The 15,654-nt window shown below is 60.3% G+C and carries 15 protein-coding genes; 9 read left to right on the forward strand and 6 right to left on the reverse strand.

All coding sequences use genetic code 11. The features are described 5' to 3' along the window. The first annotated feature begins 203 nt into the window (after window positions 1-203). Window positions 204-581, forward strand: a complete 378-nt coding sequence (locus HDE75_RS17795) for an HPF/RaiA family ribosome-associated protein (protein ID WP_183678645.1) — start codon at window positions 204-206, stop codon at window positions 579-581. Between the two features lie 244 nt (window positions 582-825). Beyond that, entirely contained in the window at window positions 826-1,791 is a 966-nt protein-coding gene (locus HDE75_RS17800) for a GGDEF domain-containing protein (protein WP_183678646.1), read from the forward strand. Between the two features lie 4 nt (window positions 1,792-1,795). Here HDE75_RS17800 and HDE75_RS17805 read toward each other — a convergent pair whose 3' ends face one another. Further along, window positions 1,796-2,395, reverse strand: a complete 600-nt coding sequence (locus HDE75_RS17805) for a DUF5610 domain-containing protein (RefSeq protein ID WP_311735128.1) — start codon at window positions 2,393-2,395, stop codon at window positions 1,796-1,798. A gap of 130 nt (window positions 2,396-2,525) precedes the next feature. Between HDE75_RS17805 and sbcB the strand changes: the two genes are divergently transcribed. Continuing rightward, window positions 2,526-3,974 (forward strand): exodeoxyribonuclease I, encoded by a 1,449-nt coding sequence (gene sbcB / locus HDE75_RS17810; protein ID WP_183678650.1) that lies wholly within the window; start codon window positions 2,526-2,528, stop codon window positions 3,972-3,974. 46 nt (window positions 3,975-4,020) lie between these two features. Here sbcB and pyrF read toward each other — a convergent pair whose 3' ends face one another. The 3 genes from pyrF to HDE75_RS17825 form a co-directional block, all read right to left on the reverse strand. Continuing rightward, window positions 4,021-4,845, reverse strand: a complete 825-nt coding sequence (gene pyrF / locus HDE75_RS17815) for an orotidine-5'-phosphate decarboxylase (RefSeq protein ID WP_183678652.1) — start codon at window positions 4,843-4,845, stop codon at window positions 4,021-4,023. A 126-nt stretch (window positions 4,846-4,971) separates the two neighbouring features. Next, complete coding sequence (locus tag HDE75_RS17820; protein WP_183678654.1) at window positions 4,972-7,332, reverse strand: pectinesterase family protein; 2,361 nt, start codon at window positions 7,330-7,332, stop codon at window positions 4,972-4,974. Between the two features lie 67 nt (window positions 7,333-7,399). Then, window positions 7,400-9,211, reverse strand: a complete 1,812-nt coding sequence (locus tag HDE75_RS17825) for a glycoside hydrolase family 28 protein (RefSeq protein ID WP_183678655.1) — start codon at window positions 9,209-9,211, stop codon at window positions 7,400-7,402. Between the two features lie 209 nt (window positions 9,212-9,420). Here HDE75_RS17825 and HDE75_RS17830 point away from each other — a divergent pair, with 209 nt between their 5' ends. From HDE75_RS17830 to HDE75_RS17850, 5 genes are all read left to right on the forward strand, one after another. After that, complete coding sequence (locus HDE75_RS17830; protein WP_183678796.1) at window positions 9,421-10,005, forward strand: LemA family protein; 585 nt, start codon at window positions 9,421-9,423, stop codon at window positions 10,003-10,005. 1 nt (window position 10,006) lies between these two features. Next, on the forward strand, window positions 10,007-10,849 hold the full coding sequence (locus tag HDE75_RS17835) for a TPM domain-containing protein (protein WP_183678657.1): 843 nt from the start codon (window positions 10,007-10,009) through the stop codon (window positions 10,847-10,849). Then, on the forward strand, window positions 10,849-11,385 hold the full coding sequence (locus HDE75_RS17840) for a TPM domain-containing protein (protein ID WP_183678659.1): 537 nt from the start codon (window positions 10,849-10,851) through the stop codon (window positions 11,383-11,385). The genes HDE75_RS17835 and HDE75_RS17840 overlap by 1 nt, the downstream gene beginning before the upstream one ends. An 85-nt stretch (window positions 11,386-11,470) precedes the next feature. After that, window positions 11,471-12,235 carry an SDR family NAD(P)-dependent oxidoreductase gene (locus HDE75_RS17845; RefSeq protein WP_183678661.1) on the forward strand — a complete coding sequence of 255 codons (765 nt, stop codon included), beginning with the start codon at window positions 11,471-11,473 and terminating at the stop codon, window positions 12,233-12,235. Window positions 12,236-12,765: 530 nt separating this feature from the next. Beyond that, on the forward strand, window positions 12,766-13,191 hold the full coding sequence (locus HDE75_RS17850) for a VanZ family protein (RefSeq protein WP_260174164.1): 426 nt from the start codon (window positions 12,766-12,768) through the stop codon (window positions 13,189-13,191). 23 nt (window positions 13,192-13,214) lie between these two features. Here the strand turns inward: HDE75_RS17850 and HDE75_RS17855 are convergent, their stop codons facing one another. Beyond that, entirely contained in the window at window positions 13,215-13,502 is a 288-nt protein-coding gene (locus tag HDE75_RS17855) for a hypothetical protein (protein ID WP_183678663.1), read from the reverse strand. A gap of 244 nt (window positions 13,503-13,746) precedes the next feature. Between HDE75_RS17855 and HDE75_RS17860 the strand changes: the two genes are divergently transcribed. Next, window positions 13,747-14,241 (forward strand): hypothetical protein, encoded by a 495-nt coding sequence (locus HDE75_RS17860; protein WP_183678665.1) that lies wholly within the window; start codon window positions 13,747-13,749, stop codon window positions 14,239-14,241. A 7-nt stretch (window positions 14,242-14,248) separates the two neighbouring features. On the opposite strand, the gene HDE75_RS17865 is transcribed toward HDE75_RS17860, so the two are convergent. Then, window positions 14,249-15,520: a M24 family metallopeptidase gene (locus tag HDE75_RS17865; RefSeq protein ID WP_183678667.1), complete on the reverse strand. Its 1,272-nt coding sequence runs from the start codon at window positions 15,518-15,520 to the stop codon at window positions 14,249-14,251. Window positions 15,521-15,654 lie beyond the last annotated feature (134 nt).

Below are 15,654 nucleotides of genomic sequence, written 5' to 3' on the forward strand. Positions count from 1 at the left end.
AATGAGGTCAATTAAGCATTATGAGGCTCAAAAACATTTCAGCAAGGAAACTTGATCTGGCTGAAGGGTTAAGCCCATCTTAATCGTGTGTAGGCCCTTGAAATAGGGGAAACAGGAGTAAGATAAGTCTCATGCAGGAGGTCATCTGCATGAGGCCGCAACACGGCTGTGATGGTTTTTTTTGAATTGAAGGAGTCAAGCATATGCAAATCAATATCAATACCGACAGCACCATCGCCCACACCCCTGGATTGACCGAACATGTGCAATCCGTGCTCGAAAACGCACTGAGCCGTTTCCGCGACAACCTGACCCGCATCGAAGTCCACCTGAGCGACACGAATGGCCCGAAAGGCGGCGCCGACGATATCCGTTGCGTCATCGAAGCGCGCGTTGCTGGTTATCAACCTATCGCCGTCACCGAACAAAATGCCACCGTGCATCAATCGATCAGCGGCGCTACCGAAAAACTCAAGCGCGCCATCGAGAGCGCCATGGGTCGCCTGCACGGCAACAAGCGCCAGGCCAGCGGCAAGAATGCCGTAGCCGACGCGACGGAAGCGGAAGAAACCGCCGAATAATTCCCCGTGGCTTTATAGAGACCTGGGCAGCCGATCAAGGCTGCCTTTGCATTTGGGGCAGCAGTTTTTCACAACACCCACCATCATTGTGTTTCACACAATTATCATCACAACAAAATAATTGTCGTATTTCACACATAATTTCACTTCTGGAAAGCCTTTTTCATTACAGTCCAGTGCGCTTTAAGCTATCATGAAGCGACTGACCCACTGCTTGCGTGGACCAGCTTCTTGAAAGTGGACTGTGGAAAAGATCGGCAACTTCGGCGCTTCAAACTGCAACATCGGTGATCTACAGCTATTTCGCGATGGGGCGAACAGCCGGACAGCGATCATGCTGGCGCCCTGCCCTGTGATCCGCCTGGAAGCGGGCGAAGCGCTGGCCGATACGCAAGGCGCCAGCCTCTACATCGTGCTGCGCGGCTCGCTGGCCGTTGCCGCCGACACGCACACCGGCATGGACGACGGCACGGTCAGCAAAGTCTTGCCCGGCGAAAGCGTGGGCGAACAATCGGTGCTCGACGAAGCGAGCAACCTGGCCGCCATTTCCGCCCTGGAAGAAACCGACTTGCTGGTGATTCACGCCAGCCTCGTGTGGGAGTTGATCGAACAATCGAACGGCCTGGCGCGCAACCTGCTGCGCCTGCTGTCCTTCCGCATCCGCGCCGCCAACGCCTTGCTGCGCCGGCGCCAGAAACTCGGCGAATTCTATCGCCAGCTATCGATGGTCGACAGCCTGACAGGCTTGTACAACCGGGCCTGGCTCAACGATTTGCTGCCGAACATGATCGTCACAGCCCACAGCAGCGGCGAACCGCTGTCGCTGGTGATGATAGACCTCGACCATTTCAAGCGCTTCAACGATACCCACGGCCACCAGGCCGGCGACCAGGCGCTGCGCATTGCCGCCCAGGTGCTCGGCGCCGCTTCGCGCCCTACCGATTTTGCCGTGCGCTATGGCGGTGAAGAGCTGATGGTGATCTTGCCCGATACCAGCGAACAAGTGGCCATGCTGGTGGCAGAGCGGCTATGCGAACGCCTGCAGCAGGCCGTCATCTTCAACGACATGCGCTGCCCGCTGCCGCATATCACGGGTTCCTTTGGCGTGGCCAGCCTGGCGCAAAACCAGGATGAACACGGGCTGGTCGCCGCAGCGGACACGGCCCTGTACCGGGCCAAGGCGGCAGGACGCAATACCGTTTCCCTGTAGAAAATCAGGCCGCCTTGGTATCCGTTGCCTGCGTATCAGCCTTCTTGCTGCTGTGCGCGGCCTGGAAGTCGGCATAACCCTTTTGCACCAGCGCATAGGTCTTGTCGATATTGCTGGCGATATCACCGCCCAATACTTTCAAGCCACCCAGGATATCGCGCGCTTCCTTGAACCCCTTTTCCATGCCGCCACCGATGGTATCCATGAACTTTTGCAGGGTGGCATCATCGTCTTCGCCGGGATGCTGTTTCTTGTAGGCTTCAAAAAAACCGGTCGACAAGGATACAATGCGGCTCGCCGTCGCCTCGGGACTATTGTCTTGCGATGCCGCGTTTTGCACGGCGTCATCGCCATACTGGCCCTTTAGCGCTTCATTGATGCTGGTAATGGCCGATTTGTAGACCAGCGCCAGCGGATCATTCTGCGAACCGATGGAGACATTGAGCGAGGCCTGCATGATGGACGCGTTCAGTTGCAGACGCGACTTGTCGTTGACGCTCATTTCGGCGCTACCGCCATCTTTTTGGCGGACCTTGCTGTCGTCAGTATTGACGGAATTCAGGGAGCTGGCGGAATTAGCGCCTGCAGCGATGGGAATTGACACGATAGGCCTCCTTGAACGGGCAATATATGACACCATGCGAGAGTGATCTTCCCGCGCTCATATATTATCGGCAAGTATTCAGAAAACTATAGCCACGACTTTTTTAGCGACCACAACGCCACCACCATCAATGACTATCCAGACTTTTCTTTGGCACGATTACGAAACCTTTGGCGTACAGCCGCGCCGCGACCGTCCGGCCCAGTTCGCTGCCATCCGCACCGATGCCGACCTGAATGAAATCGGCGAACCCATCATGCTGTATTGCCAGCCTGCCAATGATTTCTTGCCAGATCCGCAATCGTGTCTGATTACCGGTATTACGCCACAACAATGCTTGCAAGCAGGCGTGCCCGAGCATGAATTCGCCACCGTCATCGAAGCGGCTTTTTCCGAGCCAGGCACTATCGGCGTGGGCTACAACACCATCCGCTTCGACGATGAAGTCACACGCTTCTTGCTCTGGCGCAACCTGCACGATCCGTATGCGCGCGAATGGAAAAACCATTGCGGCCGCTGGGACTTGCTCGACGTGGTGCGCATGACGCACGCGCTGCGCCCCGATGGCATGCAATGGCCCAAGCGCGACGATGGCCAGACCAGCTTCAAGCTGGAACACTTGAGCAAGGCCAACGGCTTGCTGCACGAAGCTGCCCATGATGCGCTGTCCGACGTGCGCGCCACCATCGCCCTGGCCCGCTTGATCAAGCAGACGCAACCGAAGCTGTTTGAATTTTGCCTGGCGCTGCACAAGAAAGACAAGGTCGCCAGCGAAATGGGCATGCACCTGGACGCCAGCCAGCGCCAGCCTTTCCTGCATGTCTCGGGCATGTTCCCGGCCGAGCGCGGTTGCCTGGGCCTGGTCTGGCCGCTGGCTACGCATCCGAGCAACAAGAATGAAGTGCTGGTATGGGATTGCCAGTACGATCCGCGCGAACTGGCGACGCTGGACGCCGACACCATCCGCACGCGCTTGTTCACCCGCAGCGATGCCATGCCGGAAGGCATGACCCGCCTGCCCGTGAAAAGCGTGCATTTGAATAAGTCGCCCATGCTGGTCAGCAATTTGAAAACCCTGTCGCCTGCCATGGCCGCACGCTGGGGCATCGATGTCGAGACAGCGCTGGCCAACGCCAGCCATGCTGCCGCCTTGCCCGACATGTCGGCCACCTGGGCGGCCGTCTTCCAGCGCCCCGCTGGCGAAGGCGCAGTCGACGTCGATGAAGACCTGTATGGCGGTTTTGTCAGCAATGACGACCGCCGCCTGCTCGACTCGCTGCGCCGCAAGGCGCCGGCCGAACTGGCCGCCGCCCGCCCCTCGTTTGCCGACGAACGCCTGCAGGAATTGCTGTTCCGCTACCGCGCCCGCAATTTCCCGCAGACCTTGAGCGAAGCGGAAAGCCTGCGCTGGGAACAGCACCGCGCCGCCCGGCTGTTCTATGGCGAAGCGGGCGCCCGCACCATCGAAATGTTATTTACGGAAATCGATACCTTGTCGGAATCGGTCGATGAGCGGGGCGAAGAGATACTGGGCGAGTTGTATGACTATGTAGAGATGGTCGCGCCGCAACGCGATTAAATGAAAAATGCCGGGCTAGCCCGGCATTTTTCATATTGCGTCGACTTTAAACGCTACGGTGTGCGTTGATCGCGTCGCGCGTTTCAATCGCCACGCGGCGCGCTGCATCGGCAAAATCTTCGCCGTCCTGCGGCTTGGCGTAAATAATGGCGCGCGAAGAGCTGATCATCATGCCCATGCCGCCCGCTGTCTGGCCTGCGCCTACCGTGGCGGCAATATCGCCGCCCTGGGCGCCGATGCCGGGCACCAGCAGTGGCATGTCGCCGACGATGGCGCGTACTTGCGCCAGTTCTTCAGGGAACGTCGCGCCCACCACCAGGGCGCACTGGCCGCTCTTGTTCCATTTACCTGCTACCAGACGCGCCACGCGCTGGTACAGCGGTTCGCCATCGGTTTGCAGGAATTGCAGGTCCGAGCCGCCTGGATTGGAGGTGCGGCACAGGATGATCACGCCACGGTCGGCCCAAGCCAGGTAAGGGTCGAGCGAATCTTCACCCATGTAGGGGTTGACGGTGACGGCGTCGGCGCCATAGCGCTCGAACGCTTCGCGCGCGTATTGCGTGGCGGTGGCGCCGATATCGCCGCGCTTGGCGTCGAGGATCAGCGGAATATGCGGGTAGTTTTCACGTACATAGCGGCAGATGTCTTCCAGCTGTTTTTCTGCGCCCAGCGCGCCAAAGTAGGCAATCTGTGGTTTGAAGGCGCATACCAGATCGGCCGTGGCGTCGATGATGCGGGTGCAAAAGGTGGTGATTCCATCGGGCGCATCGCGCAACTGCGCTGGCAGCTTGGCCAGGTCAGGGTCCAGGCCCACGCACAGCAGGGAATTATTGGCCGTCCACGCGGCGGATAATTTATTGATGAAATTCACGGCACACCTTCTCTATATTCAGTTGCAAACCCCGTATTGTAACGCGGCGCGGGTCCGCAACGACAGCGCCGCGCTTCCTTACAGGCAAGCGCGGCGCTGTTTGAGCGGCTTTACACCCTGCTAGCCTTAGTTGCCATTCCCCGGCCCCGTGTTGCCATATTCAAGCAAACGATTGGCCGGCAAGGCACCAGCCGGCACCGAACTATAAGGGCGCGTGGCCGTCGAATCCGCCCATGGATCTGCCTTGCGGATATGCTCGCCCAGCACCGAGTTGCGGATCAACACTTGTCCATTCGGCGAGGTGGCGCCATACGCAGCCAGGCTGGCAACGCCCTCATCCCAGGCACGGCCCAGGTAGATCTGGCCGGCCGGTGTGCCCGTTTCCGCCGTGAAGCGGCTGTTGGTAATCAGGAAACCATAGGCGTTGCGGTAATCGGTGCTGGCCGCCGTGACATAGCCGGTGCCGTTGCCCGTGTTCAAGGTATGGATAGTGCAATTGTCCAGCACCGCCGTGCCACGGCCGAAGATGAAATCCACATCGCCCTCGATATAGCTGTTTTTCACGTACACGCGCGACACCTGGTCCACATTGCCGCTTTTCATGTAGAAGGTATCCTGATGACCCAGCAGGCGCACATTTTCCAGCACGATCTTGTCGCCCTGCGTCATCAGGGCCACGGCAGATTGATTGCTGCCCGCAAAGCTGCCCTTCACATAATCATTGGAAAAAGTCAGGTTCTTGGCCTGGAAATCGGCCGCGTTCACGGCGAAGGTGGCGCTGCCGCTGGTGCCGATGGGGTTGGCGGGCGAACTATTGCACTTGTTGCCATTGGTCTTGGCCGCATCCACCGTCGGATTGCCGTTATTAAACACGATCACCGTATGAGAGGCATCGCTGTCCACGCTATATAAACGGATGGCCGGCGTTCCGCTGCTGGGCAAACACACCGTTTCGCGGTAGGTGCCGGGCTGTACGCGGATAAATACGGGCGGCACTTTATTGCCCAGTGCGACGGCCGCATCGATGGCCGCTTGCACGGTGACAAAATTGCTGGCGTCGCTCTTGCCCGCCGCATCGACCGTGAACTGCGCCGTGAAGGTGCTGACATCGCCCACGCCAGCCGTCGGGTCCCAGTTATCCACCGGCAAGCTGCTCGCTGGCAAACTCTTGCCGCCTTGCGCCAGATATTTCACAGGCGTCAACCCCGCTGCCGTGGCAGCATCCAGTTGTGGCCGCGTTGCCGTCGAGGCAACGATGGAGGAAGCCACCACCGTGGTGCTGCTGCAAACTACCGTGCTGGCGCAGCTGCTGCCCGTGCCTGGCATCACTGTATTGACCAGGTTGCCAGCGCCACTCGCCACAGCGGCGATACGCACGCTGGCAGACGCGCCCACCGCCAGTCCGGCCGGTATGCTGCAGTTCACGCTGCTGCCCGAAATGCTGCAGCTGGCGCCCGCCGGCGTCACCGTCACGCTGCTGATATTCGCCGGCAAGGTATTGCTCAAGGTTACGACCACCGTCGTCGCTGCGGAACCGCTGTTGACAGCCTTGATCGTCCAGCTAATCGTGTCGCCCACGTTGGCCGTGGCCTTGTCAACCGTGCCCGTCAACAGCACATTGGCGACCGCGGCAGCCGTCACGCTGGTGCTGGTGGTGCAGACGGCCGGTGTGGCGCAGCTGGTATTGGCGCCGGCCGGCACCACAGTGGTGACCAGGCTGCCAGCGGCGGCCGCACTCGCGCTGATCTGCACGCTGGCGCTGGCGTTTGGCGCCAGGCCGGCGGCGATGCTGCAGCTGAGCGTGTTGCCGCTGATGGCGGAGCAAGTGGCGCCCGTGGCCGTCACATTGGCGCCGCTGATATTGGCCGGCAAGCTGGTGCTCAAGGTGACCGCGCCGGCGCTGGGTGCATTGCCGCTATTGAGCGCCTTGATACTCCAGGTCAATTTGTCGCCGACGATGGCGCTGGCCTTGTCGACGCTGGCCGTCACGCTCACATTCGGCAGGGTGGCGGCCGTCACGGTGGTGGTAGCCGCGCAGCTGGCAGCCGCCACGCAGGTGGGAGCATCGGGGCCACTGGCCATCACGCTGCTGGCCAATTTATCCACGCCCGCCGCCGTGGCCGACAATACCACGCTGGCGCTGGCATTCGCAGCCAAGCCTGCGGGGATGGTGCAGGTCAGCGTGCTGACGGCGGGGCCGCAAGTGGCGCCCGTGGCAGTGACGCTGATGCCACTGATATTGGCCGGCACGGTCATGACCAGGGTCACGGGACCACTGGTGGCGCCCGGCCCCTTGTTGCTCGCGCTCATAGTCCAGGTAACGCGGTCGCCCACCGACACGGCGCTGCGGTCGACCGACTGGCTCACTTGCACGGATGCCAGCACAGTTGCCGGCGCGCCCGCATCGCTGCCGCCGCCGCAAGCGGACAGGAACAGCAAGACAGGCAAGGCTGCAGCCCGTCGGAATGGATAGCTATCTATAAACACTCTGGTCTCCTTTTATTATGATGGTCTTGCTGGGGGTAACGCTCGGTGTAGTACATCAACACTGGGATCAAGGCTGGGACATGGGCGCATTGGTCGCCGGAAAGTCAACAAAGGCCGCGCTGCAATCCCAGGGCGTTGCCTGTGCGCTGCGGCGGTCGGTCACGCTGACTCCGTTCGCTCCGGCAGCGGCCGTCAACACGCTGGCAAAAGAGACGGGGCCGGGGCCCATCACCAATGCCGCATTCGATGGCACGGGCTGGCTGATCTTCGTCGTGACCCAGCCAGGCAGGCTGTCGAAGACCACGTTGTCGAAAACGATGTTGTAGAGCGGATAGCTTTGGGTGGCCGACTGGTAGCCACGCAACAGCAGCAGCGCCTTGTCGCCGTTGTAGCGGGAACCTGGCGTGTCGAGGTAGCGCACATTGCGCAGGGTAATGTCGTGGATATTCGGCAGCAGGGCATTTTTGGAATCGGCCGCGTCGCCGTAATAACTGTCGATCGCAATCGGCTGCTGCACCCGCCGCGCGCACAGGCCATCGAGCGTCACGTTCTTGACTACACCGCCGCGGCTGTCGTCCGTCTTGATGCGGAAACCGCTGGTGGCACCCATGTCATAGCCATCGATGGCCAGGTCGTGGATGCTGATGCCATCGACCTGGCTATCCGTTTCACTGCCGATCGACATGCCGTGCGTAAAGTACATGCGGTTATGCCAGATGCGCATGGCCGACACGGGGCCGATCTTGCCCGTATGCGCCTTGACGGCAATGCCATCGTCGCCCACGCTGATATGGTTGTAGGCGATCAAGACATTCTTCGACTGGCCCGGATCGATGCCATCCGTATTTTTCACCGTGTCTGGCGTAAAACAGGTGCTGGGCGTGGTGAAGTTGGCCGTACCGGACACTACCGGCATGCTGCCCGTAGCACAGCGGTAGCCAGCCACGGAATACGCCAGGGTGGGCGACAGCAGCTTGCTGTCCCACACGGTCAAGCCATCGACGCCGCTCGACACCAGGTGGAACTTCGGCCCGTTCTGCAAGCTCAAGCGATAGACGGTGAAGTTGCTGCCATTATTCACTTGCACCAGGCGCGGATTATTCTGGCTGCTCATGGCGCTGCCGCCAGTCTTGGTCAGGGCGCCCACATCCCACCAGGTGAGCCGGCCCGCATAAGCGCCCGACGTCAGCACGGCCCCACCCCGTCCATCGATCACGCCTTCGCCATACAAGCCATTGCCATTTGGCGTGGTGGTGATCAAGGCCAGACAGCCATTGTCGCTGGCAGACGCTTCGCCGCAGGCATTCTTGCCAGCGATCTGGTAATCGGCCGGACGGCGCGAAGCGAACAGGGTCACGCCGCCATCGAGCCACAGGCTGACGCTGGGCGGCAAGGTCAATGGGCCGGACAGAAAGGCGTTTTGTCCCTGGCTACCAGCCACCAGCTTGAGCGCCTGGCCAGCCGGGCAAGCGTTGAGGGCTGCCTGGATGCGGGCCGCGTCTGGCTGCGAATCGGCCGGCGCCGCATCCACGGCTGCATCGAGCAAGCCAGCCGCATTGCTGGCCAGGCTGGCGCTCAGGGTGGCGCAGAGCTTGGCCGGCAAGGCGGGTTCCAGGCCGGCCAGCGCCGCATCGGCACGTGCCGACGCGGGCCACAGCGAGGCCAGAGTGGGGGGAGGCGTTGGCGTTGGCGTTGGCGTTGGCGTTGGCGTTGGCGTCGGTATTGGCGTGGGCACCGGCGTCACGGCGATAGGCGCTTGCGCTGCGGCGCCACCGCCACCACCGCAGGCGACCAGCATCAGGCTGGCTGCGAGGCCAGCCCAGCGCTGGAAAGGGATAGGTTTTTGCAGGCGTCGTGCTCTTGCTACTGGCTTAGGCATCAGTGTCTCCAACCTTGATTTGTTGATATTCTTTTTTCTAATATATCACGATGACATATCTGATATATCAATTATTTCTATGTGGTAATTTACCCACGGTGCAGTGAGACTGATGAAAGCGGCATCTCTACAGATTCAGGTATATTTATCGCATCCCCTCACTACGCACGGAACCCATCATGCAAATCACCAAACAATTCACCAAATGGATGCGCCTGGCTTTGAGCGTCACCGTGCTGGCCGGCATCTTGACGGGCTGTGGCTACAACGATTTCCAAAGCAAGGATGAAGCGACCAAGGCGGCCTGGGGCGAAGTGATCAACCAGTACCAGCGCCGCTCGGACCTGATTCCCAACCTGGTCAACACGGTGAAAGGCTATGCCACCCACGAGCGCGAAACCCTGGAAGCGGTGACCAAGGCGCGCGCCGCCGCCACCAGTTTCCAGATCACGCCCGAAGTGCTGAATGACCCGAACGCCTTCGCCAAATTCCAGCAAGTGCAGGGCCAGCTGTCGTCTGCCCTGTCGCGCCTGATGGTGGTGTCCGAGAAATATCCTGACTTGAAAGCCGACACCAGTTTCCGCGACCTGCAGTCGCAGCTGGAAGGTACGGAAAACCGCATCACCGTGGCGCGCCAGCGCTATATTGCAGCGGTGCAGGATTACAACGTGCATGCGCGCAGTTTCCCGAACAACCTGACGGCCATGATCTTTGGCTACAAGGTCAAGCCATCGTTCACGGTCGATAATGAAAAAGCCATCTCGACGGCGCCTACCGTCGATTTCGGTAAATAAGATGAATGCCCGGGCCTACCTGGCGGCGCTGTGCGGGGCGCTGCTCTTCTGGCTGGCGCTGCCAGCCAGCGCACAGCTGGTGGCCGTGCCGCCGCTGACCGCCCGCGTCACCGACCAGGCCGGCATGCTGGATAACAAGCAAAAGGCGGCGCTGGAAGCCGTGCTGGGCGACTACGAAGCCAAGACCGGCAGCCAGATCGCCGTGCTGCTGGTCAAGAGCACGGAACCGGAAGCCATCGAGCAATACAGCATCCGCGTGACGGACGCCTGGAAGCTGGGCCGCAAGGGTGTCGATGACGGCGTGCTGTTGCTGGTGGCGAAAGACAATCCTTCCGCGCTGCGCCGCCTGCGCATCGAGGCGGGCCGTGGCGTGCAAGGCGTGCTGACCGATGCCCAGTCGAAACGCATCCTGCAAGACGTGATCGCGCCCCATTTCAAACAAAACGATTATTACGGTGGCCTGGTGGCGGGCACGGGCGCCATCGCCACTTTACTGAACCAGGAACAATTCCCTGCGCCGGCGCAGAAACAAGCACCGGCCGCCGCCGTGCAGACAGGCGCCAGCTTCTGGCTGCCGCTGCTGTTCTTCGGCTTCCTGGTCGCCCTGATCGTCTACCGCTCACGTGGCGGGCCGAACCGCTTGCAACGCGGCAGCAACTGGTCCAGCGGCGCGACCGGCGTGATACTGGGCAGCATCCTCAGCCAGGCCTTGAATAACCGCAGCGGTGGCGGTTTTACGGGCGGCGGCGGTTTCGGTGGCGGTGGCGGCGATAGCGGCGGCGGTAGTTTTGGCGGCGGTGGCGGCGGCAGTTTTGACGGCGGCGGCGCCTCGGGAGACTGGTAATGAATCAACATCACGGCACGAAACATCTAACGTTCGGGCAACGCTGCGGACGCACCTTGAAACACTTGCGCAGCACGCCAGCGGCGGCGCGCAAGGCGTTTCCGGAAGCTACCTTGAAAGCCATCGAGACGGCCATCGCCGATGGCGAAACCGTGCACAACGCGGAAATCCGGCTGATCGTCGAAGCAGCCCTGACGCCAGGCATGGCCTATTCGGGCATCAGCAACCGCCAACGGGCACGCGAACTGTTCGCCCAGTATGGCGTGTGGGATACGGAAGACAATTGCGGCGTGCTGATCTACATCAACCTGGCTTCGCACCAGGTCGATATCGTGGCCGACCGCAACGTGGGCCGCCGTGTCAGCCCGGAAGAATGGCAAGCCGTGTGCCGCACCATGACCACCGGTTTTGCCAGCGGCAACTTCCACGACAGCACCCTGCGAGCGCTACAGCAACTCAACACTTTGCTGCAAAGCCATTTCCCCTCCACCGGCCCGCGCAGCAATCAATTGCCGAACGAAGCGATTCTTCTGTAAGCGCCGCGCAGGGATTAAAATCTGCTTTTGCCGCGCAGGATGGCCGTCCAGCCAGCGCGGCGCCACCACCAGCAGAGGAAACACCATGAAATTACAAGGCAAAACCGCTATCGTCACGGGCGCCACGCAGGGCATCGGCCTGGCGTGCGCCAGCCGTTTGATCGCCGAAGGCGCACAAGTCATGCTGGTCGACATCAAGGAGGAAGGCGCGCAAGCAGCCGCTGCGCTGGGTCCGCAAGCACATTTTTTCTGCGCCGACGTGAGCCAGAAAGCCGATGTCGATGCGATGCTGAAAGAAACCCTGGCCCGCTTTGGCCATATCGACATCCTTGTCAACAATGCGGGCGTGACGCATGCGGCCGACTTCCTCGACGTCTGCGAAGATGATTTCGACCGCGTGATGCGCATCAACCTGAAATCGATGTTTTTGTGCGGTCAGGCCGTGGCGCGCGAAATGGTCAAGCGCAACAGTGGCTGCATCATCAATATGTCCAGCGTGAATGCCGAACTGGCGATCCCGAACCAGGTGCCTTACGTGGTATCGAAAGGCGCCATCAACCAGCTGACCAAGGTCATGTCGCTGAACCTGGCATCGTACGGCGTGAGGGTCAACGGCATCGGCCCCGGCACCATCCTGACGGAACTGGCCAAGCAAGCTGTATTGTCCAGCCCGCAAGCGCGCCACACCATCCTGTCGCGCACTCCGCTGGGGCGCTGCGGCGAACCGGAAGAAGTGGCCGGCATCGCCGCCTTCCTGGCCAGCGATGACGCCAGCTACATGACCGGCCAAACGATTTATGTCGATGGCGGCCGCATGGCGCTGAACTACACTGTTGCCGTCAAAGAATGAGAACACCCAGTTATATCAAAAAACGATAATCGATATCTGAAAATACCATTAGACACATATAGTGCGACGCAGCATAATGCATCTGTCTCCACTATTCTCCTCCAAGAAAATAGTTTTAAGCCCGCTTTCACCAGCGGGCTTTTTTTTGTCCTTCGTCTGTGCAAACGGCTGCCACTACTATCTTTTCAACTGCTACAGCCAGCAAAAATTTTCTCTAAAAAATGTTGCGGCGTGTCATGGCCCGGTCATTTTCCCTGCCTATACTAGCTTCATCTGCTGTACACGCAACCGATATGCGCGACGACAGACAGGTGTGCCCCCGTGGTACACCACACCCTCTTCATACTATGGCGCAGGCAACACTTACTGCTGCGACATGGTGAGTACCAGCTCAACTCTTGAACCCTTTTGGGTTTTTGGCCCGCTCAGCAGCGGGCCTTTTTTTTGTCTGTATACAAAGTATTGCGCAAGTATCATCTCTTGCAGCCTTGCCCATGCTATGGTTATTCTTTTCACTACCCAGAACATCCATGCTGGCAACACTGACACGATACTGTTTTTCCGAGCCATACCAGGGCTGGCGCTACCGCACGGCACTGTTCCTGTATGCGCTGGTCATCCTGATCGGCGATATTCCTGGCGCGCGCGCCGATATCGCTCAATATGCTTCCGGTGTGGTCTTGCATTCCATCGGCTACGGCGTGCTGGCCCTGATCCTGTTCAGCGGCACGCCAGGCAGCATGCTGCGCCGCGCCGTGCACACCATGCTGATGGTGGCGGCCATGGGGGCGCTGGACGAATTCATCCAGAGTTTCCTGCCCTACCGCCACGGCGCCGTCTCGGACTGGCTGGTCGACATCACGGCGGCGGCCATCATCGTCCTGCCTTTGACTTTCCTGTGGCCTGGCATAGTGGCCGCCGCACTGGGCTCGCTTGAGGCCCGCGAAAAAAACTAGCCACTCACCAGGCCAGGCGCAACTCAGGCCTGGCTGGCGTCGCTGTCCATCAATGCCAGCGCTAACTGCCCCTGCTCGCCATGCCCCGGCGTAGCGATACGCCGCAGCAGCGCGCGCATTTCGCGGCGGCTGCCCGCCCCCACGGCACGCGCCGCATCGCGCTGAATTTCCAGCAACTGTTCCGACCGCGCCAGGCGCACCAGCCCATGCAAGGCTTGCGCCAGCACATGCCGCGTGCGGGCGTCTTGCTCGGCGCCACGTACACTCAACACCAACTCATCGATCAGCTTTGCGGTAGCGCCTGAGGACATTTCTTCTCCTGGTATGTTGATTGAAAGCATCTATTTATACCAAGCATGCTAATTTCACCACTTGATATGGCGCAAGCGGCCATGACAGGCACTGAACATTCGTCGCGACGGATACTCTTACTTATGCTAGCCACAGCGACGTCCAGGATGCACTATGCAGTATGTAATATACGATCAGCCATCTGCCATCGCCTCGCGGTTATCCCCCTGTCTTTAACCCTATCTTTAGCATAAGGAGACCAAGATGAGATCGAAAAACACCATGTTGTTGACTGGTTTGCTGTGTACCGTATTGGCTGCCTGCCACTCTACCGACGGCACCAGCCTGACGCGCAGCAGCAGCGGCGATAATGCCTACAACACGACTGCTGGCGCCAGTACGCAAAGCAGCATGCCCGGCAGTAATACCAGCAACACTGGCAGCACCGCCACTACCACCTCCACCGCCAGCGATATGAGCACGGGCAGCGATGCCAGCCAGTCCGGCATGAACATCACTGCGGCGACCGTACAAACGATAGAAACCGTGCCACGCAGCATGGATCAAGGCAGCGGCGACATGCAGACAGGAACCTCGGGAACGGGCGGAACAGGAGGTGCAGCGCTGAACAATATGCTGTACCGCGTGACCTTGCGGCTTGACGATGGCTCGACGCGCACCCTCATGCAAACCACCCAGCCCGGCTTTCAGATTGGTGACCGGGTCAGCGTGCAAAGGGGTGCGATACAGCGCTATTGATCACAGCTCATCCCAGCACCAAGGTCAACGGCCGCCGTCGCCCCTGTATCAGGGTTGACGGCCAGGCAGGGTCATAGGTGAGATTACGCAAGTGATCGCCGTCGATCAGGAAAGTGTCTTCGACCATGCCGCAAGGCAAACTGGGATGCAAAGCTGCAGCCATACCACGCTTGAGGGTGATTTCCGTATGGGCACTAGCCATCACTTCCGGCGCGAGATAACCCTGAATGCCGCCCTGGCGATGACGAAGCGCCGTATCGGGGTGGCCGGCATAGGCATACGCGCTATCGAGCGCATGGTAAACCATGCTCAAGGCATTGCCCGCGACACAGGTATCGAGCGCGACAGCCTCCAGGGCAAGTAGGGTCGCATCGTCATGCGCCACACTGCTGTGGTCGGTAATGGCGCCAGTCGCGCCGTTACCGGTGCTGCCAGGAGCAGCGCTATTGCTGCCGTTATCGATATTATTACCGTTATCGATACCGTTATCGATACCGTTATTAGCACCGTTTTTTACGCCGTTTTTTGTAATATTGTGGCCATGACGAAGTATCTGCCCAGCATGTTCGAAACGCACCTGACGGCTCAGGCTGGCACACAAGCCATGGCGCCTCGCACACACGGCCAGCACGGCGCGCGCCCCCAGTGTAGTCGCGCTGGCTGGTGCGCGGCGGTAGAGCGACTGCCGCTGTGCACCCAATGCAATAATATGCACCTCTTGCACCCCCCTCAGCCACAGTGCGCGGACGCAGGCGGCCGCCAATTCCCGCTCGGTCCAGTCCGGGCGCGCCTTGCGCAAGGCCTCGCTTGCCGCGCTGGCCACCAACTGGCCCAGGTGCAGGTAGCGCTGCTGCTCCGCTTGCAGCAAAACCAGGCGTTCTTCACGCATGCTGGTGGGCAAGCCGCATTCGTGCAGGCGAGGCAAGTCCGATAGCACAGATGCACCGCCAGCCGCATGCTGCACGAAATGCTCGCGCAATTCATGGAGCTGCGGCTGCATCCATGGCGACACTTGCCACGTCCACGGTCCGTGCAGCGCGTCCTCGCGCAAACAGGGCGCTTCCGCTTCATCGCTGAGGATATACGCCCGGTCACGCGTAACGAGCAGCTCGGCGCCACCGCACGGGGACATCGGGTTTTGACTGTTCGACGCCCCTGCCGTGGCCCAGGCAAACCAGTCCGCGCCGCGCAAACGTATGCCTCCAGCGCGCTGCTGTTCCAACCAGCCCCGCATCTGCGCCAGCTTGTGCTCCACCTCCAGCTCTGTTGGCCAGTTCATGGCGCCGCCGTGCTGGCCGGGCTACATTCTTGTCTGCCGTAATGCTCCATGGCCGTCCCCTCGAATCACATGGAGACGTATGACTCCAGTCTTCAATAAAGGTTCCAGCTCTCAAGCAAACTCTGTCACCTGCA

Source organism: Janthinobacterium silvisoli, from assembly GCF_014200725.1.
In the GTDB taxonomy this organism is placed as follows: domain Bacteria; phylum Pseudomonadota; class Gammaproteobacteria; order Burkholderiales; family Burkholderiaceae_D; genus Janthinobacterium.